The sequence below is a fragment of the Streptomyces sp. NBC_00239 genome, from assembly GCF_036194065.1.
Taxonomy (GTDB): Bacteria; Actinomycetota; Actinomycetes; order Streptomycetales; family Streptomycetaceae; genus Streptomyces.
On sequence record NZ_CP108095.1, the window covers coordinates 6,208,887 to 6,230,614 of the forward strand.

Sequence of the window (21,728 nt, forward strand, 5' to 3'; positions counted from 1 at the left end):
TCCTCGGCACGGATATCCGAGCAGGATACGACTGCACCCTAGTGATCGCCTTCAGCCTTCCGGCAATGTGAGTACTCCGAACGGGTGAGTCAGGGGTGACGGGAGTTGCGGGAGGCCCGTGTCCGCCAACATGACGCGCCCGGCGGGCGGCGTGGCGACGGCGGGACGGCGGCGTGGCGACGGTGCGAGGGCGGCGTGGCGGCCGTGCGAGGGCGGCGTGACGGGGAGCTGATGGCCTGTTCACACCGCGTGGCCGGAAGCCGACCGGCCCGGTCGCTGATAGGCTGGTACCCCGTGGACCGGTGGTCTGCCTGTGCGAATCAGGGGCCCCGAAACCGCAGCTTCGGCACCCCCGAAACACCTGGCCGAGAGATCGGCCGGACCGGGTGGAAGTCGGACGCACCTTCACCTCGCGACCACGGGAGCCCCCTCTTGGCGATGCCGCCCGCTGCTTTTCGAAACAGCACAGCCACGACGACCAAGCACATCTTCGTCACCGGAGGTGTCGCGTCCTCCCTCGGCAAGGGCCTGACCGCCTCCAGCCTGGGTGCGCTGCTCAAGGCGCGGGGTCTGCGGGTCACGATGCAGAAGCTCGACCCCTACCTCAACGTCGACCCCGGCACGATGAACCCGTTCCAGCACGGCGAGGTGTTCGTCACCAACGACGGCGCCGAAACCGACCTGGACATCGGCCACTACGAGCGCTTCCTCGACGTCGACCTCGACGGCTCGGCCAACGTCACCACCGGCCAGGTCTACTCGCAGGTCATCGCCAAGGAGCGGCGCGGCGAGTACCTCGGTGACACCGTGCAGGTCATCCCGCACATCACCAACGAGATCAAGCACCGCATCCGGCGGATGGCGACCGACGACGTCGACGTCGTCATCACCGAGGTCGGCGGCACCGTCGGCGACATCGAGTCGCTGCCGTTCCTGGAGACCGTCCGCCAGGTCCGCCACGAGGTCGGCCGCGACAACGTCTTCGTCGTGCACATCTCGCTGCTGCCGTACATCGGCCCCTCCGGCGAGCTGAAGACCAAGCCGACCCAGCACTCGGTCGCGGCCCTGCGCAACATCGGCATCCAGCCCGACGCCATCGTGCTGCGCGCCGACCGCGACGTCCCCACCTCCATCAAGCGCAAGATCTCGCTGATGTGCGACGTGGACGAGGCGGCCGTCGTGGCCGCCATCGACGCCAAGTCCATCTACGACATCCCGAAGGTCCTGCACACCGAGGGCCTGGACGCGTACGTCGTGCGCAAGCTCGACCTGCCGTTCCGCGACGTGGACTGGACCGTCTGGGAGGACCTGCTGGACCGGGTCCACAACCCCGACCACGAGGTCAAGGTCGCGCTCGTCGGCAAGTACATCGACCTGCCGGACGCCTACCTGTCGGTGACCGAGGCGCTGCGCGCCGGCGGTTTCGCCAACAGGGCCCGCGTCCAGATCAAGTGGGTCACCTCCGACGACTGCAAGACCGCGGCCGGCGCCGCGGCGGTGCTCGGCGACGTGGACGCGATCTGCGTCCCCGGCGGCTTCGGCGACCGCGGTGTCAACGGCAAGGTCGGCGCGATCACCTACGCCCGCGAGAACAAGATCCCGCTGCTCGGCCTGTGCCTGGGCCTGCAGTGCGTGGTCATCGAGGCCGCCCGCAACCTGGCCGGCATCGCGGACGCGAACTCCACCGAGTTCGACGCCTCCACCGCCCACCCGGTCATCTCCACGATGGAGGAGCAGCTCGCCTTCGTCGAGGGCGCCGGCGACCTCGGCGGAACGATGCGCCTGGGCATGTACCCCGCCAAGCTCGCCGAGGGCTCCATCGTGCGCGAGGTGTACGACGGCAAGGAGTACGTCGAGGAGCGCCACCGCCACCGCTACGAGGTGAACAACGCCTACCGCGGCGAGCTGGAGAAGAAGGCCGGCCTGCAGTTCTCCGGCACCTCCCCGGACAACAAGCTCGTCGAGTACGTCGAGTACCCGCGCGAGGTGCACCCGTACCTGGTGGCCACCCAGGCCCACCCGGAGCTCCGCTCCCGCCCGACCCGCCCGCACCCGCTGTTCGCGGGCCTGGTGAAGGCCGCCGTGGAGCGCCAGCAGTCCGCGAAGTGAGCGCCTGACCGCATAACGTAGACAGCCGGGGCACGGATCGTGCCCCGGCTGTCGCGTTTCTCGGGAAGGTATCGGCCATGGCCATGGGCAACGACATCGTGGACACACCGGAGTCGTGGGAGGTCGTCGCCTCGCGCACCCCGTTCGAGGGCGCGAAGACGTCCGTGCGGTCGGACCAGGTCAGGATGCCCGACCATGCTGTGGTGCGCCGCGACTACCAGGTGCACCCCGGCTCGGTGTGCGTGCTCGCCCTCGACGCCGAGGGCCGGGTGCTGGTGCTGCGCCAGTACCGCCACCCCGTCCGGCACAAGCTGTGGGAGCTCCCGGCCGGACTCCTCGACGTCCCCGGCGAGAACCCCCTGCACGCCGCCCAGCGCGAGCTGTACGAGGAGGCGCACGTCAAGGCGTCGGACTGGCGGGTGCTCACCGACCTCTTCGCCACCCCCGGCGGCTCGGACGAGGCGATCCGGATCTTCCTCGCCCGTGACCTCGCCGAGGCAGACGGGGAGCGCTTCGAGGTCTCCGAGGAGGAGGCCGACATGGAGTTCGCCCGGGTCCCGCTCGCAGACCTGGTCCGCGGGGTGCTCGCCGGCGAACTGCAGAACGTCGGCCTGGTCACCGGGGTGCTGGCGCTGTCCGCGGTGCTCGCCGGGGACGGCGTCGAGGCGCTGCGCCCGGCCGAGGCGCCCTGGCCGGCGCGGCCGTACGGAGCCTGACCGGGACGCGCTGCGTCCGGCCGAGGGGGCCTTGGCCGGCGCGGCCGTACGGGGCTGACCGGGCCCAGCCCTGCCCCGCGCCGGAATCCAGCCCCCGCTGGTCCACTAGCGTCGCCCCCGCTTCGCTGGTGCCGCCCCCGCCCCCGCCGCGGCCGGCGCCCTGGGCCACCCTCCGCCGCGCCGGTGTCCTGGCGCCACCCCCGCTTCGCTGGTGCCTGGGGCCGCCCCCGCTTCGCTGGCGCCCTGGCGCCGCCCCCCAGCCTCGCCGGCACCCTGCGGTGCAATTCCCGGTCTCGCCGGCGCCCCGGGGGGCGCAGTCCCCAGCCTGGCCGGCGCCTTGGGGGCGACTCCCAGCCTCGCCGGCGTTTGAGGCGCGGGGTTTGGGGCGGAGCCCCAAGAACAACCCGGCTCCGCCGGCACCGGGCTCTGCCCGGACCCGCTCCTCAAACGCCGGAGGGGCTGGGGGTTGCCGGGAGGGCTGGGGGTTGCCCGGAGGGGATGGGGGTTGCCGGAAGGGCTGGGGGTTGCCGGGAGGGCTGGGGGTTGCCCGGAGGGGATGGGGGTTGCCGGAACGGCTGGGGGGTGCCGGGAGGGCTGGGGGTTGCCCGGAAGGGCTGGGGGGGTGCCGGAACGGCTGGGGGGTGCCGGGAGGGCTGGGGGTTGCCCGGAAGGGCTGGGGGGGTGCCGGAACGGCTGGGGGGTGCCGGGAGGGCTGGGGGTTGCCCGGAGGGGCTGGGGGTTGTCGGAGGGGATGGTTTCGCTTGTTGGACCGCTGTGACGATCTGCTGATCCGATCGGGCGATTTGCCCGCCGCGCTCCCCGCAGGTCGTCGCTCTGCGTGAACTACGCTCAACCTCCCGGGAGTCATCCGGCAGGGAGAAGGAGCGGTCCGTGACGGAAGACGCGCTGCACGGCGGAAGCAACAGCCCGGCCGGGTTCTTCGGGCGGCAGCGGGAACTGCGGGGCCTGCGCGAGGACATCGAGCGCACCGGCCTCGACACCCTCACCGGCCGCAAGGCGCCACGGGCCCGGGTGCTGCTCGTCGCCGGACGCCCCGGCTCCGGACGCACCGCACTCGCCGAGGAGTTCGTCCGAGAGGTCGCCGACGACTACCCGGACGGGGTGCTCACCGCCCGCCTCACCGCCCCCGGCGGCGAACGCGTCCCCACCGCCCGCACCGCCCGCGACCTCCTGGAGGCCCTCGGCCGCCCCACCCCGCCCGGCGCGGGCGAGGAGGACCTGACCGCCGCCCTGCGCACCGCGCTGGCCGGCCGCCGGGTGCTGCTGCTCCTCGACGCCGCCGCCGACGCCCAGCAGGTGGACCCGCTGCTCGCCGACGACCCGGGCTGCCTGGTCGTGGTCACCGGCGAGGGCCCGCTCACCGGCATCCCCGACGTCCGCCCGTGCACCCTGGGCGGCCTGGACACCCGCGCCGCCCTAGCGATGCTGGTCCGGCGGGTCGGGGAGGTGCGGACCACCGTGGACCCGCGGGCCGCCGAGGCGCTCGCCGAGGAGTGCGGCGGCCAGCCCGCCGCGCTCGCCCTGATCGGCGGCTGGCTCGCCACCCACCCGAAGGCCTCCCTGGCCGACGTGGTCAAGCAGCTCTACGGCCTCAACGAAGGATCCACGGACGGCGGCCCGGTCACCCGCGCGTTCCGCTTCGTCTACGAGTCGCTCCCGCAGCCCGCCCAGCGGACCCTGCGGCTGCTGCCGCTGGCCCCCGCGGGCGTCGTCGACTCCCACAGCGCCTCCGCCCTCGTCGGCTGCTCCGTGGCCGCCGCCCAGTCCACCCTCGACGACTTCGTCCGGCTGGGCCTGCTGCGGCCCGCCGCCGCGGGCCAGTACCTGCTGCCCGGCTGCCTCGCCCCGCTCTTCAAGGAACTCCTGGAGGCCGGCGAGCGCCCCGCCGAGGTGCAGCTGGCACGGGCCAGGATGCTGGAGCGGACCGTACGGCTCCTGCAGTCCTGCCGGAGCGCGGCGGAGGCGGGGGCCGAGGAGCACGACGGGCTCGACCTCACCCGGGAGGGCGCCGAGGTGCTGCCGCGGGCCCTCCGCTTCGCCGACCGGGCGGCCGCCGCGACCTGGCTGGACACCCGGCTGCCCGCCCTCACCGCCGCGGCCTCCCTCGCCGTCGCCGACGGCGAGCTGGACACCCTGGCCAGGCGGCTGGTCGCCGCGCTGGTGCGGGCGCTGGCGGCGCACCGCGGCACCGAGGCGGCCGCCCCCGAGCTGTACGGACTGCACGGGCTGGTGCTGGACGTCGCGGAGCGGCACGGGCTGCACCGCGAGCGGGCCGCCGCCCTGCTGAACATCGGCGACCTCGACGCCGAGACCGGCCGCACCGCCGAGGCCCTGGAGCGCTACCGGGCCGCGCTGGACGCCGGACGGGCCGCCGGCGATCACTACGCGACCGGCCGCGCGATGGAATCCGTAGGCGGCGTGCACCAGGAGCTGGGGGACTGGCACCGGGCCGCCGACTGGTACGGGCGCGCCCTGTCACAGTGCCTGGCCCGCGGCGAGCGTGCGGACGAGGTGCGCCTGTACGGGCGGCTCGGCAGCGTGCACACGTACGCGGGACGCTACGGCGAGGCGCTGCGCAGCTGGCGCGCGGCCGCGGCGGGCTACCGGAAGCTCGCCGATGTGGCGGGCCGGGCACGGGCGTTGAGCGAGATGGCCCGGGTCCAGGAGTACGCGGGCCGGCCCGAGGAATCGCTGCACACCTGCCGGGCCGCCGTCGAGCTGGCGCGGGCGGCGGGCGACCTGCGGCTCCAGGCCGCACTCCAGGTGCGGCTGGCCGACACCCTCGACCGGCTGGGGGACCCGGCGGCCGCCCGGCTGCACCGCAGCACTGCTGATCGTCTTCTGGAAGACCCTGCGGCCTGCGAAATCCGTAGTGGTTCCGGCTGAGATATTTGGTTTGTAAGGCTAGACAGCTCGAAATCCTTCATTAGACTGGCTCCACCACGTCATCCCGTGGTGCATCCTGCTGCGCACTGGTGCAATGGGTATGTATGGCATTGCCCCGTTAAATCCCCTGAGCCAAGGACCGTGATCGACGTGAAGGTCGGTATCCCCCGCGAGGTCAAGAACAACGAGTTCCGGGTGGCCATCACCCCCGCCGGCGTGCACGAGCTCGTCCGCAACGGCCACCAGGTCTTCGTCGAGCAGAGCGCCGGCGTCGGCTCCTCGATCACGGACGCGGAGTACGTCGCCGCAGGCGCGGAGATCCTCGGCACCGCCGACGAGGTCTGGGCCACCGCCGACCTCCTCCTGAAGGTCAAGGAGCCGATCGCGGAGGAGTACCACCGTCTCCGCAAGGACCAGACCCTCTTCACGTACCTGCACCTCGCCGCCTCCCGCGAGTGCACGGACGCGCTGCTGGAGTCCGGCACCACCGCCATCGCGTACGAGACGGTCGAGCTCGCCAACCGCGCGCTCCCGCTGCTCGCCCCGATGTCCGAGGTCGCGGGCCGCCTCGCCCCGCAGGTCGGCGCCTACCACCTGATGCGCTCGGCCGGCGGCCGCGGCATCCTGCCCGGCGGCGTCCCCGGTACCCAGGCCGCGAAGGCCGTCGTCATCGGCGGCGGCGTCTCCGGCTGGAACGCCGCGCAGATCGCCATCGGCATGGGCTTCCACGTGACCCTGCTCGACCGCGACATCAACAAGCTCCGCGAGGCCGACAAGGTCTTCGGCACGAAGATCCAGACGATCGTCTCCAACGCCTTCGAGCTGGAGAAGGCCGTGCTCGAGGCCGACCTCGTGATCGGCGCTGTGCTGATCCCGGGTGCGAAGGCCCCGAAGCTGGTCACCAACGAGCTCGTCTCCCGGATGAAGCCCGGAAGTGTCCTTGTCGACATTGCGATCGACCAGGGCGGCTGCTTCGAGGACTCCCGTCCGACCACCCACGCCGAGCCGACCTTCCAGGTCCACAACTCGGTCTTCTACTGCGTCGCCAACATGCCGGGCGCGGTTCCGAACACCTCCACCTACGCCCTCACGAACGCCACGCTGCCCTACATCGTGTCGCTCGCGAACAACGGCTGGGTCGAGGCGCTGCGCCGCGACCAGGCGCTCGCCCTGGGTCTCAACACCCATGACGGCCAGGTCGTTTACGGCCCGGTCGCCGAGGCCCACGGCCTGCCGACCCTGGAGCTGAACACCCTCCTCGGCTGAGCCAGCAGCGCTGCGTCAACGATTGACGTCAATCTCACGCGTACGGCCGGACCTTGCCCGCAAGGTCCGGCCGTACGCGTTCGCGGGCCCCGCCGAAGGCGGCTTCAACTCGCCTCGAACGTAACCCTTTAACCGTTTCGCACACCCGTGAAACTTCGCAGCGGCAGCCCGCACGCCCTTGACAGAGTGTTGTTCGGTTGCCGACACATCGTGCCGCGTCCGGCCGATTGTGTTGCTGCGGACCGGTGACACGCCATAGAGTCGCCAACCGTCGGCATGGTGCCACGCTGACCTATCGATAAGTGTCCTGGTCACGTCCGAGGAGGTAAGACGACTTGTGAATGAGTCGACATTTACTCCTGGGGGTGGTCAAGCAGGTACGCCTGCGCGGGGCCAGGGCCCGGCCGGGCTTGAGGCTGTCGGCTCCGTCGCAGTCCGCACCTTCGCAAACCACCAGCACATGACGACGCCCCGAAAGAGCATGGACGGCCTAGACGTGAACTCCAGGGCCGGCGACCTGAGCGGCCGAGAGCCCACCGGTTTCGCCGACTACGAAAACGATGTGCCCGAGGGGCACTTCTACGACCCCGACGCCGAATACGAGCCCGACCCCGAGTACGCGGCCACCCTCGCACCCGACGCTGCCCGCCAGCGCCGCGAGCGGATCGGCCCGACCGGACGGCCGCTGCCGTACTTCCCGATCCCGGGTCCGCTGACCGACCACGGCCCGGCGAAGATCATCGCGATGTGCAACCAGAAGGGCGGCGTGGGCAAGACCACGTCGACCATCAACCTGGGTGCCGCGCTCGCGGAGTACGGACGACGGGTGCTGCTCGTCGACTTCGACCCGCAGGGCGCGCTCTCGGTCGGCCTCGGGGTCAACCCGATGGAACTCGACCTGACGGTCTACAACCTGCTCATGGAGCGGGGCATGTCGGCCGACGAGGTGCTGCTGAAGACGGCGGTCCCCAACATGGACCTGCTGCCCAGCAACATCGACCTCTCCGCCGCCGAAGTGCAGTTGGTGAGCGAGGTCGCGCGCGAGTCGACCCTCCAGCGGGCGCTGAAGCCGCTGATGGCCGACTACGACTACATCGTGATCGACTGTCAGCCTTCCCTCGGCCTGCTGACCGTGAACGCCCTGACGGCGGCTCACAAGGTCATCGTGCCGCTGGAATGCGAGTTCTTCGCGCTGCGCGGTGTGGCCCTGCTGACCGAGACCATCGAGAAGGTCCAGGAGCGCCTCAACCCGGAGCTGGAGCTCGACGGCATCCTCGCCACGATGTACGACTCCCGTACGGTGCACAGCCGCGAGGTGCTGGCGCGCGTCGTCGAGGCCTTCGACGACCACGTCTACCACACGGTCATCGGGCGGACCGTGCGCTTCCCGGAGACCACCGTCGCCGGCGAGCCGATCACGACGTACGCCTCCAACTCCGTCGGCGCCGCCGCGTATCGCCAGCTCGCCAGGGAGGTGCTCGCCCGGTGTCACGCCGAGTGAGTCTGCCCGGAGCCGACGAACTGTTCCGCACCACCGGAGGAACGGCACTGCAGTCCTCCTCGCCGCGGCGCCCGGGTCCCGAGGACCCCGGCACGGCGGCGGAGCACGCGGTGGCGGGGTCCGGGGACGGCGTCGCCGCCACGGGCCGGGTCCGGGGCCAGGAGGAGCCCGCGGAAGCCTCCGCGGCCCCGATGGTGGCCGGGCAGAGGCGCCCGCAGGAAGGTTCTGTCGGCGGCGGCACAACGGCCGCGCCGGGTTCGCCGGCGTCGGCCGGCGGCGCGCGGCGCGGCAAGGGGCGCGGGGCCAACCGCCGCCCCAGCGGCCGTGAGCGGCACGACGAGAAGATCACGGTCTACGTCTCCGCCGAGGAACTGATGGACCTGGAGCACGCGCGCCTGGTCCTGCGCGGGGAACACGGGCTCGCCGTCGACCGCGGGCGGATCGTCCGCGAGGCGGTCGCGGTGGTCCTCGCCGACCTGGAGTCGCGCGGCGACGCGAGCATCCTGGTCCGCCGACTGCGCGGCCGGTAGCCTGCCCGCCTGACCAAGCGGTCTCGGGGCGCCCGCCGCCCCGCCCCCTCGCACGCCGCACCTTGGATCGCCATGCCCCCGACCGATGAGCCCACCCGGCCCGCCCGCACCCCGCGACGGGCCCTGGGCCGCGGGCCGGGGGCATCGTCGTTCCCGGTGCCGGGGGTGGCGGAGGAGCCCGAGGCGGCCGGTGTGCCCGAGGCGGCCGAGGAGTCCCGTGCCGCCGAGGAGCCCGCAGGGGGGCCCGTGGCGGCCGTGCGAGTCCTGGAGGCCCCGGAGTCCGCCGTGGCGGCCGCGAGGCCCGTGACGGCCGTACGGGAGCCCCTGGCGGACCGGCGGGGGCCCGATCCCGAGCCCGCAACCGGGCCTGAGCCGGAAACCGGGCCCCAGCCCGAGCCCGCAACCGGGCCTGAGCCCGACCCCGAGCCCGCAACTGAGCCCCAGCCCGAGCCCGCAACCGGGCCCGAGGCCGGTGACGCGGGGGCCGGTGTGGTGCCGGACGGGCGGTTCACCGTGCGGCTCGCGAACTTCGAGGGGCCGTTCGACCTGCTGCTCCAGCTGATCTCGCGGCACCGGCTCGACGTCACCGAGGTCGCCCTGCACCGGGTCACCGACGAGTTCATGGCGCACATCCGGGCCATGGGCGCGGACTGGGACCTCGACCAGACCACCGAGTTCCTCGTGGTCGCCGCGACCCTGCTCGACCTCAAGGCGGCCCGGCTGCTGCCCACCGCCGAGGTCGAGGACGAGGCGGACCTCGCCCTGCTGGAGGCCCGCGACCTGCTGTTCGCGCGGCTCCTGCAGTACCGGGCCTACAAACGCATCGCCGAGATCTTCGAGGACCGGCTGGCCGCCGAGGGCCGGCGCCACCCCCGGACCGTCGGCCTGGAGGAGCACCACGCGGCCCTCCTGCCCGAGGTGGTCATCACCATCGGCGCCGAGGGCTTCGCCCGGCTGGCCGTGCAGGCCATGCAGCCCCGGGCCAAGCCGCAGGTGTACGTCGACCACATCCACGCCCCGCTGGTCAGCGTGCAGGAGCAGGCCGGGATCGTCGTACGGATGCTCCGCGAGGCGGCCGGCGGGGTCGGCTTCCGGGAACTGGTGGAGGACGCCCCCGACACCCTGACCGTGGTGGCCCGCTTCCTGGCCCTGCTGGAGCTCTACCGGGAGCGGGCGGTCCTGCTCGACCAGGAGGAGGCGCTCGGCACCCTCACGGTCCGCTGGACCGGCGGCGACGGGGCCGGGGACGGGCCGCTGGTGACGGACGAATTCGACGTGCAGGTCGTGCCGGAGGAGGGCGCATGAGCGAGGTGGCGGAGCTGGAGCTGGGGCCCGCGCTGGAGGCGGTCCTCATGGTCGTGGACGAACCCGCGACCGAGGAGCACCTGGCCAAGGTGCTGGAGCGCACCCCGCGCGAGGTCGCGGACGCGCTGCGCGAGCTGGCCGACGGGTACGCGGTCCAGGGCCGCGGCTTCGAGCTGCGGCTGGTCGCGGGCGGCTGGCGGTTCTACACCCGGCCGCGGTACGCAGCCGCCGTCGAGGCCTTCGTACTGGACGGCCAGCAGGCCCGGCTGACCCAGGCCGCGCTGGAGACCCTGGCGGTCGTCGCGTACCGGCAGCCGGTCAGCCGTTCGCGGGTCTCCGCGGTCCGCGGAGTGAACTGCGACGGGGTCATGCGGACCCTGCTGCAGCGCGGTCTGGTGGCCGAGGCGGGGACGGAACCCGAAACAGGTGCGATCCTGTACAGGACGACGAACTACTTTCTGGAGCGGATGGGCCTGCGAGGCCTGGACGAGCTCCCGGAGCTCGCGCCCTTCCTCCCCGAGGCGGACGCGATCGAAGCCGAGACGCAAGAGGGTGTTCCGTCGTTCGATCCGGACTCACCGGATACCGATGAAGACGACAAGACGACGGAACTTTGATGCGAAGCAGCGGTAACGGCAACGGCGGCGGCAACAGGAACAGCGGCGGCGGTGGCGGTCGTGGGAACTCCCGCGGCGGCAGCTCCGGCGGCAGCGGCGGCGGTGGCTACCGCGGTGGCGGCTCCGGCAGCGGTGGCGGCGGCTACCGCGGCGGCGGCTCGGGCGGCAGCTCCGGCGGTGGCGGCTACCGCGGCGGCAGCGGCTCCGGAGGCAGCTCCGGCGGCTCCCGCGGCGGCAGCAGCGGCGGCGGCGGCTACCGCTCCGGCGGCGGTGGCGGCTACCAGGGCGGCGGCTACCAGGGTGGCGGCTCCGACCGCGACCGCGAGCCGGCGCCCCGCATCCGCAACCCCCGCCCCGAGGAGCGCCGCTACGACGTCGGCCCCGAGGGCGAGCGCAACGGCCGCGCCGGCGCCAAGGCGGGCGGCGGCGGTGCCCGCGGCGCGGGTGACGGCGGTCGGGCCGGCGGCGGCGCCCGTGGAGCCGCCGCGCGCGGTGGCGCCAAGGGCGGTCCCAAGACCTCCAAGACCCCCGGCATCGGCGGGGCGGGCGGCCCGCGCCGCGGCCCCGGCAGCCGCAGCGGTCAGTCGCGTCCCCGCGAGCTGGACGCGCGCATCGAGGAGCGCGTGCGCGACCGGTACGCCGACAAGCCCGCGATGAACCTCCCGAAGACCTTCCCGGGCGCCGAGCAGGAAGGCGAGCGCCTGCAGAAGGTCCTCGCCCGCGCCGGCATGGGCTCGCGCCGCGCGTGCGAGGAGCTCATCGAGCAGGCCCGCGTCGAGGTCAACGGCGAGATCGTGCTGGAGCAGGGCAAGCGCGTCCTGCCCAAGGACGAGATCAAGGTCGACGGCCTGACCGTCGCCACCCAGTCGTACCTGTTCTTCGCGCTGAACAAGCCGGCCGGCGTCGTCTCCACCATGGAGGACCCGGACGGCCGCCAGTGCCTGGGCGACTACGTCACCAACCGGGAGACCCGCCTCTTCCACATCGGCCGGCTCGACACCGAGACCGAGGGCATCATCCTGCTCACCAACCACGGCGAGCTGGCCCACCGCCTCACCCACCCGAAGTACGGCGTCACCAAGACGTACCTCGCGGCGATCACCGGCCCGCTGCCGCGCGAGGTGGGCAAGCGCCTCATGTCCGGCATCGAGCTGGAGGACGGCTACGCGAAGGCCGACCACTTCCGCGTCGTCGACCAGGTCGGCAAGAACTACCTGGTCGAGGTGACCCTCCACGAGGGCCGCAAGCACATCGTGCGCCGGATGCTGGCCGAGGCCGGCTTCCCCGTCGAGAAGCTCGTGCGCACCGCCTTCGGTCCGATCGAGCTCGGCGACCAGAAGTCCGGCTGGCTGCGCCGCCTGACCAACACCGAGGTCGGCATGCTGATGAAGCAGGTCGGTCTGTAAGCACCCCCGCGGCACCGCAGCCCCCGCTGCACCGCCGCACCCGTACCAGGCGATGCCCGCGGCGCTCTGCGCGCCGCGGGCATTTTGCTTGCCCCGCCCCGCCCTTCGGGTTTATGGTCAGAGTGACTATTAAAAGGAGGGGGGTGGACGGCCGTGCCGCCGGACGCCTACGACCCGCACGCCTTCACGCCGTTCGCCGTCACCGTCGACCTCGCCGTCTTCACCGTCCGCGAAGGCGTCCTGCACGCCCTGATGATCCGCCGCGGCCAGGCGCCGCACGCCGGGGAGTGGGCGCTGCCCGGAGGCTTCGTGCTGCCGCGCGAGTCCGCCGAGACCGCGGCCCGGCGCGAGCTCGCCGAGGAGACCGGGCTGCCCGCGCCGGTCGTCGAGGCCCTGCACCTGGAGCAGCTGCGGACCTACAGCGAACCGGACCGGGACCCGCGGATGCGCGTGGTCTCGGTGGCCTTCACCGCCCTCGTGCCCGACCTGCCGGAGCCGCACGGCGGCGGCGACGCCGCGCACGCCCAATGGCTGCCCGCGGCGGAACCCGGCCCGCCCGACCGGCCCGGTCCGCCTGGCCCGCCCGCCGTCGGCCACGGTCGGATCCTGGCCTTCGACCACGACCGGATCCTCGCCGACGCCCGCGACCGGATCGGCGCCAAGCTCGAATACAGCTGCCTCGCCACCGCCTTCTGCCCGCCCGAGTTCACCCTCGGCGAGCTCCGCCAGGTGTACGAGACGGTCTGGGGCACGGCGCTCGACCCGCCCAACTTCCGCCGCAAGGTGCTCGCCACCCCCGGCTTCGTCGAACCGGTGCCCGGCGCCGCCCGCCTCACCGGCGGCCGCGGCAAGCCCGCCGCCCTCTACCGGGCCGGTCCGGCGACCGCCCTCCACCCGCCCCTGCTCCGCCCCCGCCCGGAAGGACCCGTGTGATGGACCCCACCGACCGCACCGACCGCAGGAACAAGCGCGCGGCGACCGGCTCGCTCGTCGGGCTGGCCCTCGGGGACGCCCTCGGCTTCCCCACCGAGTTCAGCGACGTGCCGGCGATCCTCGCCAAGTGCGGCCCCTGGCGCGAGATGGAACTGCCCCGGCCCGCGATCGTCACCGACGACACCCAGATGACCCTCGCGCTCGCCCGCGGCCTGCGCACCGCCATGGACCGCGGCCGGCTCGGCCCGCTGCGGATGGCCCGTCCGGTGCGCGAGGAGTTCGTCGACTGGTACCACTCGCCCGAGAACAACCGGGCCCCCGGCCGCACCTGCATGACCGCCTGCATGCTCCTGGACTCCGCCCGCCCCTGGCAGGAGGCCAGCCAGACCGGCTCGAAGGGCTGCGGGGCCAACATGCGGGTGGCCCCGCTGGGCCTCGTACCCGGCCTGACCGGAGAGGAGCGGGCCGGCGCCGCGCAGCTCCAGGCCGCCCTCACGCACGGCCACCCCACCGCGCTGGCCGCCTCCGACCTCACCGCCCGGGCCGTCTTCCTGCTGGCCGGCGGCACCGAGCCCACCGGCCTGGTCGGGCAGCTGCGCTCGTACGCCATAGAGCAGCGCGGCACCTACCACGAGCGCTGGCTGGGCGACCTGTGGCGGCACGCGCAGGACCCGTCCGCCGGGGCGTACATCGCGCGCGGCTGGGACGACTGCCTGGACGCCCTCGACCGGCTGGCGAAGGCCCTGCGCACCCCGTCGCCCGAACTGGACCCCTGCCTGGCCACGGGGGACGGATGGATCGCCGAGGAAGCCCTCGCCACCGCCCTGCACTGCTTCCTGCTCTTCCCCGAGCAGCCCCTCCTGGCCCTGCGCCGGGCCGCGTGCACGGCGGGCGACTCCGACTCGATCGCCTGCCTCGCCGGCGCCTTCGCGGGCGCCCACCTCGGTGCGTCCGCCTGGCCGCGCGAATGGTCGGAACGGATCGAATACCGCACCGAGCTGATCGCCTTCGGCGCCCTCTGGGACGCTTGACCCATGCTCGACGCCCTCAGTCTCGACCTCGCCCCCGTCGTCGCCGCGGAACCCGACCCGCTGCTCTTCGCCACCGTGTCCGGCGCCCACCTCTACGGATTCCCGTCCCGCGACTCGGACGTGGACCTCCGCGGGGTGCACCTCCTGCCCGCGCCCGCCCTGCTCGGCCTGCGCGAGCCGGAGGAGTCCCGCACCCGGATGTGGGTCCGGGACGGGGTCGAGATGGACCTGGTCACGCACGACCTGCGGAAGTTCGCCCGGCTCATGCTGCGCCGCAACGGCTACGTACTCGAACAGCTGCTGTCCCCGCTGATCGTGCACACCACGGACGGGCACGCGGAACTGGCGGCGCTGGCACCGGACGTCCTGACGGGCCACCACGCCCACCACTACCGGGGGTTCGCCGCCACCCAGTGGCGGCTGTTCGGGAAGACCGGCGAGCTCAAGCCGCTGCTCTACGCCTTCCGGGCGCTGCTCACCGGCATCCACCTGATGCGCGCGGGCGAGGTCCAGGCGCACCTGCCGACCCTGCTGGGGCTGGTGCCCGAGGCGCCCGGACACCTCGCGGAGCTGATCGAGGCGAAGGTCGACGCGGAGCACGGCCCGTACGACGGTCCCGGCGCGGACCGGCTGGCGGCCGACTACGAGGCGCTGCACGCCGTGCTGGACGCGGCGCAGGCCGCGACCCGGCTGCCCGCCGAGCCGAGTGCCTTCGACGCCCTCGACGCGTTCGTCGTACGGGTCCGCCCGGCGGCCTGACCGGCGGTGGCGCGGGCCGGGCCGGGCAGCGGTCAGGCGGCGGAGGCGCGGCGGGTGCGGACGAGGAAGTCCTCGACGCGGGCCCGGTCCGGCTCGGCGGGCAGCGGGCTGCCGGCGGTGGCCCCCTCGGCCTCCTCGACGAGCCGGGCCATCCACGCGTCGACCTCGGCCCAGCCGGTCTCGCCGCGCTTGACCGCGAGGAAGCGCTCCCGGTCGGCGCCGACGTCGATCGTCAGCTCCCCGGTCCGCAGCAGGTCGCGGCAGCTGGTCAGCAGCCGCAGCAGGTGCATCGCGTGCTTCCAGCGCGGCGCGCCGTGGGTGCGCACGTCCGCTTCCAGCTTGCGGCGCTGGCCCGCCGCGTACCGGGCGAAGGTGGTGTGGGCGTGCCGGGAGAGGAACGCGCCCCGGAGGGAGAGGAGTTCCTCGCCCACCGGGGTCACCTGCGTCACCAGCGGGGAGTGCAGGCATTCCAGGATGTTGGGGTTGGCCCGAAGGGCCAGCTCGCAGAAGCGTTCCAGCTCCCACGAGAACTGCTCCTCCAGGGGGCCCTCGACATGGGCCGGCGGCTTCTCGAAGCGCCAGTACAGCGGCGTCGGGGCGAGATAGACACCGCGCCGGTCGGTGTCGCTCGTCTCGGTCGCCAGACCGAACGCGCGCGAGCCCATCACGCACGCGTAGACGGTGTGGTCGCGCACCAGCGCCTCGGAAGTCACCTGCATGCGGCGAAGGCTACGCGAGCCGGACCTCCCCGTCCGCGACGGTGATCTTCTTCTCGGGGAGCGGGCGGGTGGCGGGCCCGTTGACCACCTTGGCGTCGGCGACCGCGAACTTGCTGCCGTGGCAGGGGCAGTCGATGGTGCCGTCCGCCACCTTGTTCACGAGGCAGCCCTGGTGCGTGCACACCGCCGAGAAGGCCTTGAACTCGCCCGCCGTGGGCTGGGTGACGACGACCTTCTGGTCCTTGATCACGGTGCCCCCGCCGACGGGCACGTCGGCGGTCTTCACCAGCGCGCCGGCGCCCTTGGGAGGGGCGGTTCCGTTCGAGGAGGGGGCGGCGGCCGGCACGGATCCGGTGGCCGCACCCGGCTCCGTGACCGTCCCGGAGCCGGTGTCCGTGCCCTTGTCCTCGCCGCAGCCGACGAGCGCGCCGCCCGCGAGCGCGGCGGCGCCCGCCGCCAGCACCGTGCGCCGGGGACTCGGACGGCCTGCCGAGGGCAGCGGAAGGGTCTCGCTCATGTGGTCCTCCTCAGTCGTACGTAGCGGGAGCATCCTGGCGTGCCGCGGGCCGCTTGAGAAGCACCCGCCCCGGGCGGTTCAGGCGGTCGCGGTCCAGGGCGCGAGACTCTCGGCGGTCCCGTCGGCTCCCCGGACGACCTGCCAGACGCGGGTCACGGCCGCCCGGTCGAGCGGCCCGTACACGTGCGGGTAGCGGCCGCCGGTGTCGCCCTCACGGCGGACTTCGGCGGTCAGGGCCCGCTCGTCGAGCTCCACGGCGAGCAGTGGTCCGGGGGCGTCCCGGTAGTGGCGGTCCACGACTTCCAGCACGGTCGGCCGGTCGGCCGAGCAGTGCACGAAGCCCTCGGACTCCAGGGAGGGCGGGGCGAAGGGCAGGTCCGGCGCGGCGGACCAGTCGGCCAGGGAGACGATGTGGAAGATCATGCCGACGGTTCTACCCCAGAACGCCCCGATCGGATCCGCCAAGTGGCGGCAGGGACGGGCCCGGGGGAGATTGTCCGTGTCTCGAAGCCGGGCGGCCCCCTGCTCTGCGAAGCCCTCCGACGGCGATGCCCGGCCCTCCCCTGGAAAGGCACCACCATGGCGGGAAATGACCTCGGCTCCCTTCTCGGCGGCCTCCTCGGCGGCGGCGGTCAGAGCGGTGGCGGCGGGGCCGGCAACATCCTCGGCTCGCTGCTCGGCGCCCTGACGGGCGGCGGTGCGGGCGGCGGCCAGGCCGGCGGCAGCAACCCGCTCGGCGGGCTGATGGACATGCTGACCAAGGCCGGCCTCGCCGACCAGGCCCAGTCCTGGGTCGGCACCGGCGCGAACCAGCCGGTCAGCGCCGACCAGATCAAGGAGGCGCTGCCCGCGGACACCCTCCAGCAGGTCGCCGAGCAGTCGGGCGTCAGCCCCGAACAGGCCGCCGACCAGATCGCCCAGTCGCTGCCGCAGGCCGTCGACAAGCTGACCCCGGGCGGGGACCTGCCCCAGGGGTCGACGAGCCTGGAGGACATCATCAGGCAGCAGGGCCTCTGACCCGGCCGGGCCCCTGACCGGCCGCCGCCGTCCGACAGCCACCGCGGTCCGCCCGGCCGCCGCCCGCCAACAGGCCACCGCGGTCCGCCCGGCCGCCGCCCGCCGACAGGCCACTGCGGTCCGCCCGGCCGCCGCCCGCCGACAGGCCACTGCGGTCCGCCCGGCCGCCGCCCGGGACCCCCTTCCGGCCGTACGGAGACCCGGCGCCGTCCTACATGGCGGGCGCCGGGTCCCCGCACGCCCGGCGGCTGGCTAGGCTGATCCGGCACCCGCCCGCCGTCCGCCGGCGGCGCAGCCGACCAAGGAGCATCCCGTGAGAACCGCCGTCGTCATCGGAACCGGACTGATCGGCACCTCCGCGGCGCTCGCCCTGGCCGGCCGGGGCATCACCGTCCACCTCACCGACCACGACCCGGCCCAGGCCCGCACCGCCGCCGCGCTCGGCGCCGGCACCGACGAGGCCCCCGAAGGCCCCGTGGACCTCGCCATCGTCGCCGTGCCCCCCGCGCACGTCGCCACCACCCTCGCCGAGGTCATCGGGCGCGGCGCGGCCCGCGCCTACATCGACGTCGCGAGCGTCAAGGGCGGCCCCAAGCGCGAGCTGGAGGCCCTCGGCGTGGACCTCTCCGGGTACATCGGCACGCACCCGATGTCCGGCAAGGAGCGCTCCGGCCCGCTCGCCGCGAGCGCCGACCTGTTCGAGGGCCGCCCCTGGGTCCTCACCCCGACCCGGGACACCGACACCGAGGTCCTCAACCTGGCCCTGGAACTGGTCGCGTACTGCCGGGCGGTGCCCGTCGTCATGGACGCCGACGCCCACGACCGCGCCGTCGCCCTCGTCTCCCACACCCCGCAGCTGGTCTCCTCGATGGTCGCGGCCCGGCTCGGCGACGCCGACGAGACCGCCGTACGGCTGTGCGGCCAGGGCATCCGGGACGTCACCCGGATCGCCGCCTCCGACCCGCGGATGTGGGTGGAGATCCTCTCGGCCAACCCCGGCCCGGTCGCCGACGTGCTCTCCGGCATCGCCGCCGACCTCGACGAGACCGTCCAGGCGCTGCGCGCCATGCAGTCCGGCGACGACGCCCGCCGCAAGGGCGGCGCCGAGGGCATCGAGGACGTCCTGCGCCGCGGCAACGCCGGCCGCGTCCGCGTGCCGGGCAAGCACGGCGCCGCCCCCGCCGCGTACGAGACCGTCGCCGTGCTGATCAGCGACCGGCCGGGCGAGCTCGCCCGGATCTTCGCCGACGCCGGCCGCGCCGGCGTGAACATCGAGGACGTGCGCATCGAACACGCGACCGGCCAGCAGGCCGGCCACGTCCAGCTGATGGTCGAGCCGGCGGCCGTCCCGGCCCTCAGCGCCGAGCTGCGCGAACGCGGCTGGGCCCTGCGCCCCCAGTAGGCCCGGGACCGCCCCCGGCGGCCCTCCCGCGCGGCCGGAGGTCATGGGAGGGGGCGCGGACTCGGTAACCTAGAACAGGGGCGTTTTCGCGCGCCCGTAAACGCCGTGCAACCAGAAGGGCCCACCACCGTGGAAACCGCCGTGATCGTCGCCATCGACGGCCCCTCCGGCACGGGCAAGTCGAGCACGTCCAAGGCCGTCGCCGCCAAGCTGGGGCTGCGCTACCTGGACACCGGCGCCCAGTACCGGGCGATCACCTGGTGGATGCTCGCCAACGGAGTGGACGTCGAGGACCCGCACGCCGTCGCCACCGCGGCCGGCAAGCCGGCCATCGTCTCCGGCACCGACCCGAACGCGCCGACCATCACCGTGGACGGACAGGACGCCTCCGGCCCGATCCGCACCCAGGAGGTCACCTCCCGGGTGAGCGCCGTCAGCGCGGTGCCCGAGGTGCGCACGCTCATCACCGAGCTGCAGCGCACCATCGCCGCCGAGGCGGCCGGCGGCATCGTCGTCGAGGGCCGGGACATCGGCACCACCGTGCTGCCCGACGCCGACATCAAGATCTTCCTCACCGCCTCCGCGGAGGCCCGTGCGGCCCGCCGCAGCGGCGAGCTGAAGGGCAAGGAGGCGACGGACCTCGCCGCCACCAAGGAAGCCCTGATCAAGCGGGACGCGGCCGACTCCGGCCGCAAGACCTCCCCGCTGGCCAAGGCCGACGACGCCGTGGAGGTGGACACCACCGAGCTGACCCTCGACCAGGTCATCGAATGCGTGGTCACCCTGGTTGAGGAGAAGCGGGCCGCCAAGTGAGCGAAACGCCCTCCCTCACGGGGGCGGCGGTCGGACGGCGCATCGGGATCGGCCTGATGTACGGACTCTGGCGCCCCCGGGTGCTCGGAGCCTGGAAGGTACCGGCCACCGGACCGGTCATCCTCGCCGTCAACCACTCCCACAACATAGACGGCCCCATGCTCATGGGTACCGCGCCGCGGCCCGTGCACTTCCTGATCAAGAAGGAAGCGTTCGTCGGCCCGCTCGACCCGTTCCTGCGGGGCATCGGGCAGGTCAAGGTGGACCGTACGGGCACCGACCGCGGCGCCGTCACCCGGGCGCTGGGCGTCCTGGACGACGGCGGCGTGCTGGGGATCTTCCCGGAGGGCACCCGCGGCGAGGGCGACTTCGCCGCGCTGCGCGCCGGGCTCGCGTACTTTGCCGTACGCTCCGGTGCCCCCATCGTGCCGGTCGCGGTGCTCGGCAGCACCGAGCGGCGCGGCCGTCTGATCAAGGCGCTGCCGCCCCTCAAGGGCCGCGTGGACATCGTCTTCGGCGATGCCTTCGAGGCCGGCGACGGCTCCGGCCGGCGCACCCGCACGGCCCTCGACGAGGCCACCGTGCGCATCCAGCAGCGGCTGACCGCCCACCTGGACCACGCCAAGCGCCTGACCGGGCGCTAGGCGAGACTGAACGAGTAGTGGACCCGTCCCCTCCGGGAACGGTGGCCACCGATCACCACGAACGACGAGGAACGGACTTCATGAACGACCAGCACGACCACGGAGCGCTTGGCGACGCCGAGTACGCGGAGTTCATGGAGCTCGCGGCGGAAGAGGGCTTCGACATCGAAGATGTCGAAGGCGCGATCGAGGAGGCCGGGCACGGCCCGCTGCCGGTCCTCGCCGTCGTCGGCCGCCCGAATGTCGGCAAGTCGACCCTGGTCAACCGCATCATCGGCCGCCGCGAAGCGGTCGTCGAGGACAAGCCGGGCGTCACCCGCGACCGGGTCACCTACGAGGCCGAATGGGCCGGCCGCCGCTTCAAGGTCGTCGACACCGGCGGCTGGGAGCAGGACGTCCTCGGCCTCGACGCCTCCGTCGCCGCCCAGGCCGAGTACGCCATCGAGGCCGCCGACGCCTGCGTCTTCGTCGTCGACGCCAAGGTCGGCGCCACCGACACCGACGAGGCCGTCGTCAAGCTGCTGCGCCGGGCCGGCAAGCCCGTCGTGCTGTGCGCCAACAAGGTCGACGGCCAGAGCGGCGAAGCCGACGCGACCGCCCTGTGGTCGCTGGGCCTGGGCATGCCGTACCCGGTGTCCTCGCTGCACGGCCGCGGCACCGGCGACATGCTCGACGCCGTCCTGGAGGCGCTGCCCGAGGCCCCCGAGCAGTCGTTCGGCGGCGCCGCGCTCGGCGGCCCCCGCCGCATCGCCCTCATCGGCCGCCCGAACGTCGGCAAGTCCTCGCTGCTCAACAAGGTCGCGAAGGAGGACCGCGTCGTCGTCAACGAGCTGGCCGGCACCACCCGCGACCCGGTCGACGAGCTGATCCAGCTCGGCGGAGTCGTCTGGAAGTTCATCGACACCGCGGGCATCCGCAAGAAGGTCCACCTCCAGACCGGCTCCGACTACTACGCCTCGCTGCGCACGGCCGCCGCCGTCGAGAAGGCGGAGGTCGCGGTCATCCTGATCGACACCACCGAGAAGATCAGCGTCCAGGACCAGCGCATCGTGACCATGGCCGTCGAGGCCGGGCGCGCCATCGTCGTCGCCTACAACAAGTGGGACGAGCTCGACGAGGAGCGCCGCTACTACCTCGAGCGCGAGATCGAGACGGAGATGCAGCAGGTCGCCTGGGCGCCCCGCGTCAACGTCTCGGCGCTCACCGGCCGCCACATGGAGAAGCTGGTCCCGGCGATCGAGGCGGCGCTGGAGGGCTGGGAGACGCGCGTCCCGACCGGCCGCCTGAACGCCTTCCTCGGCGAGATCGTCGCCGCCCACCCGCACCCGATCCGCGGCGGCAAGCAGCCGCGCATCCTGTTCGGCACCCAGGCCGGCACCAAGCCGCCGCGGTTCGTGCTGTTCGCCTCCGGCTTCCTGGAGGCCGGCTACCGCCGCTTCATCGAGCGCCGCCTGCGCGAGGAGTTCGGATTCGAGGGCACCCCGATCCACATCTCGGTGCGGGTCCGCGAGAAGCGCAGCAAGAAGAAGTAGCGGC

20 protein-coding genes are annotated in these 21,728 nt (G+C 73.4%); 17 read left to right on the forward strand and 3 right to left on the reverse strand.

The window, feature by feature from the left end:
* Positions 1–438: 438 nt before the first annotated feature.
* The 12 genes from OG764_RS27295 (at position 439) to OG764_RS27350 (ending at position 15,080) form a co-directional block, all read left to right on the forward strand.
* Entirely contained in the window at positions 439–2,109 is a 1,671-nt protein-coding gene (locus tag OG764_RS27295; protein ID WP_328973194.1) for a CTP synthase, read from the forward strand.
* Between the two features lie 77 nt (positions 2,110–2,186).
* Positions 2,187–2,825: an NUDIX domain-containing protein gene (locus OG764_RS27300; protein ID WP_443056066.1), complete on the forward strand. Its 639-nt coding sequence runs from the start codon at positions 2,187–2,189 to the stop codon at positions 2,823–2,825.
* 891 nt (positions 2,826–3,716) lie between these two features.
* Positions 3,717–5,732 carry a tetratricopeptide repeat protein gene (locus tag OG764_RS27305; protein WP_328971072.1) on the forward strand — a complete coding sequence of 672 codons (2,016 nt, stop codon included), beginning with the start codon at positions 3,717–3,719 and terminating at the stop codon, positions 5,730–5,732.
* Between the two features lie 150 nt (positions 5,733–5,882).
* The gene (gene ald / locus OG764_RS27310) at positions 5,883–6,998 is read left to right on the forward strand and encodes an alanine dehydrogenase (RefSeq protein WP_328973196.1); all 1,116 of its coding nucleotides are present in this window, start codon (positions 5,883–5,885) and stop codon (positions 6,996–6,998) included.
* Positions 6,999–7,335: 337 nt separating this feature from the next.
* The gene (locus OG764_RS27315) at positions 7,336–8,499 is read left to right on the forward strand and encodes a ParA family protein (RefSeq protein ID WP_328971073.1); all 1,164 of its coding nucleotides are present in this window, start codon (positions 7,336–7,338) and stop codon (positions 8,497–8,499) included.
* A complete protein-coding gene (locus tag OG764_RS27320; protein ID WP_328971074.1) occupies positions 8,484–9,029 on the forward strand; it encodes a hypothetical protein in 546 nt (181 codons plus the stop codon). The genes OG764_RS27315 and OG764_RS27320 overlap by 16 nt, the downstream gene beginning before the upstream one ends.
* A 72-nt stretch (positions 9,030–9,101) precedes the next feature.
* Complete coding sequence (locus OG764_RS27325; RefSeq protein WP_328971075.1) at positions 9,102–10,334, forward strand: segregation/condensation protein A; 1,233 nt, start codon at positions 9,102–9,104, stop codon at positions 10,332–10,334.
* Positions 10,331–10,951 (forward strand): SMC-Scp complex subunit ScpB, encoded by a 621-nt coding sequence (gene scpB, locus OG764_RS27330; RefSeq protein ID WP_328971076.1) that lies wholly within the window; start codon positions 10,331–10,333, stop codon positions 10,949–10,951. Before OG764_RS27325 ends, scpB begins: the two co-directional genes overlap by 4 nt.
* Complete coding sequence (locus OG764_RS27335; protein ID WP_328971077.1) at positions 10,951–12,357, forward strand: pseudouridine synthase; 1,407 nt, start codon at positions 10,951–10,953, stop codon at positions 12,355–12,357. The genes scpB and OG764_RS27335 overlap by 1 nt, the downstream gene beginning before the upstream one ends.
* A gap of 153 nt (positions 12,358–12,510) precedes the next feature.
* On the forward strand, positions 12,511–13,290 hold the full coding sequence (locus OG764_RS27340; RefSeq protein WP_328971078.1) for an NUDIX hydrolase: 780 nt from the start codon (positions 12,511–12,513) through the stop codon (positions 13,288–13,290).
* Positions 13,290–14,321 (forward strand): ADP-ribosylglycohydrolase family protein, encoded by a 1,032-nt coding sequence (locus tag OG764_RS27345; protein ID WP_328971079.1) that lies wholly within the window; start codon positions 13,290–13,292, stop codon positions 14,319–14,321. The genes OG764_RS27340 and OG764_RS27345 overlap by 1 nt, the downstream gene beginning before the upstream one ends.
* Positions 14,322–14,324: 3 nt before the next feature.
* On the forward strand, positions 14,325–15,080 hold the full coding sequence (locus OG764_RS27350; protein ID WP_328971080.1) for a nucleotidyltransferase domain-containing protein: 756 nt from the start codon (positions 14,325–14,327) through the stop codon (positions 15,078–15,080).
* Between the two features lie 32 nt (positions 15,081–15,112).
* On the opposite strand, the gene OG764_RS27355 is transcribed toward OG764_RS27350, so the two are convergent.
* The 3 genes from OG764_RS27355 to OG764_RS27365 all read right to left on the reverse strand — a co-directional run bounded on the left by OG764_RS27355 (position 15,113) and on the right by OG764_RS27365 (position 16,739).
* Complete coding sequence (locus OG764_RS27355) at positions 15,113–15,799, reverse strand: nucleotidyltransferase domain-containing protein (RefSeq protein WP_328971081.1); 687 nt, start codon at positions 15,797–15,799, stop codon at positions 15,113–15,115.
* 10 nt (positions 15,800–15,809) lie between these two features.
* Complete coding sequence (locus OG764_RS27360; RefSeq protein WP_328971082.1) at positions 15,810–16,316, reverse strand: Rieske (2Fe-2S) protein; 507 nt, start codon at positions 16,314–16,316, stop codon at positions 15,810–15,812.
* A gap of 78 nt (positions 16,317–16,394) precedes the next feature.
* Complete coding sequence (locus OG764_RS27365; RefSeq protein ID WP_328971083.1) at positions 16,395–16,739, reverse strand: DUF952 domain-containing protein; 345 nt, start codon at positions 16,737–16,739, stop codon at positions 16,395–16,397.
* A gap of 156 nt (positions 16,740–16,895) precedes the next feature.
* Here OG764_RS27365 and OG764_RS27370 point away from each other — a divergent pair, with 156 nt between their 5' ends.
* The 5 genes from OG764_RS27370 to der all read left to right on the forward strand — a co-directional run bounded on the left by OG764_RS27370 (position 16,896) and on the right by der (position 21,724).
* Positions 16,896–17,333, forward strand: coding sequence for a YidB family protein (locus OG764_RS27370; RefSeq protein WP_328971084.1), 438 nt, complete (start codon positions 16,896–16,898; stop codon positions 17,331–17,333).
* A 313-nt stretch (positions 17,334–17,646) separates the two neighbouring features.
* A complete protein-coding gene (locus tag OG764_RS27375) occupies positions 17,647–18,735 on the forward strand; it encodes a prephenate dehydrogenase (RefSeq protein ID WP_328971085.1) in 1,089 nt (362 codons plus the stop codon).
* A gap of 105 nt (positions 18,736–18,840) precedes the next feature.
* Positions 18,841–19,548 (forward strand): (d)CMP kinase, encoded by a 708-nt coding sequence (gene cmk / locus OG764_RS27380; RefSeq protein ID WP_443056067.1) that lies wholly within the window; start codon positions 18,841–18,843, stop codon positions 19,546–19,548.
* A gap of 56 nt (positions 19,549–19,604) precedes the next feature.
* Entirely contained in the window at positions 19,605–20,192 is a 588-nt protein-coding gene (locus OG764_RS27385) for a lysophospholipid acyltransferase family protein (RefSeq protein ID WP_443056248.1), read from the forward strand.
* An 80-nt stretch (positions 20,193–20,272) separates the two neighbouring features.
* On the forward strand, positions 20,273–21,724 hold the full coding sequence (der, locus tag OG764_RS27390; protein WP_328971088.1) for a ribosome biogenesis GTPase Der: 1,452 nt from the start codon (positions 20,273–20,275) through the stop codon (positions 21,722–21,724).
* Positions 21,725–21,728 lie beyond the last annotated feature (4 nt).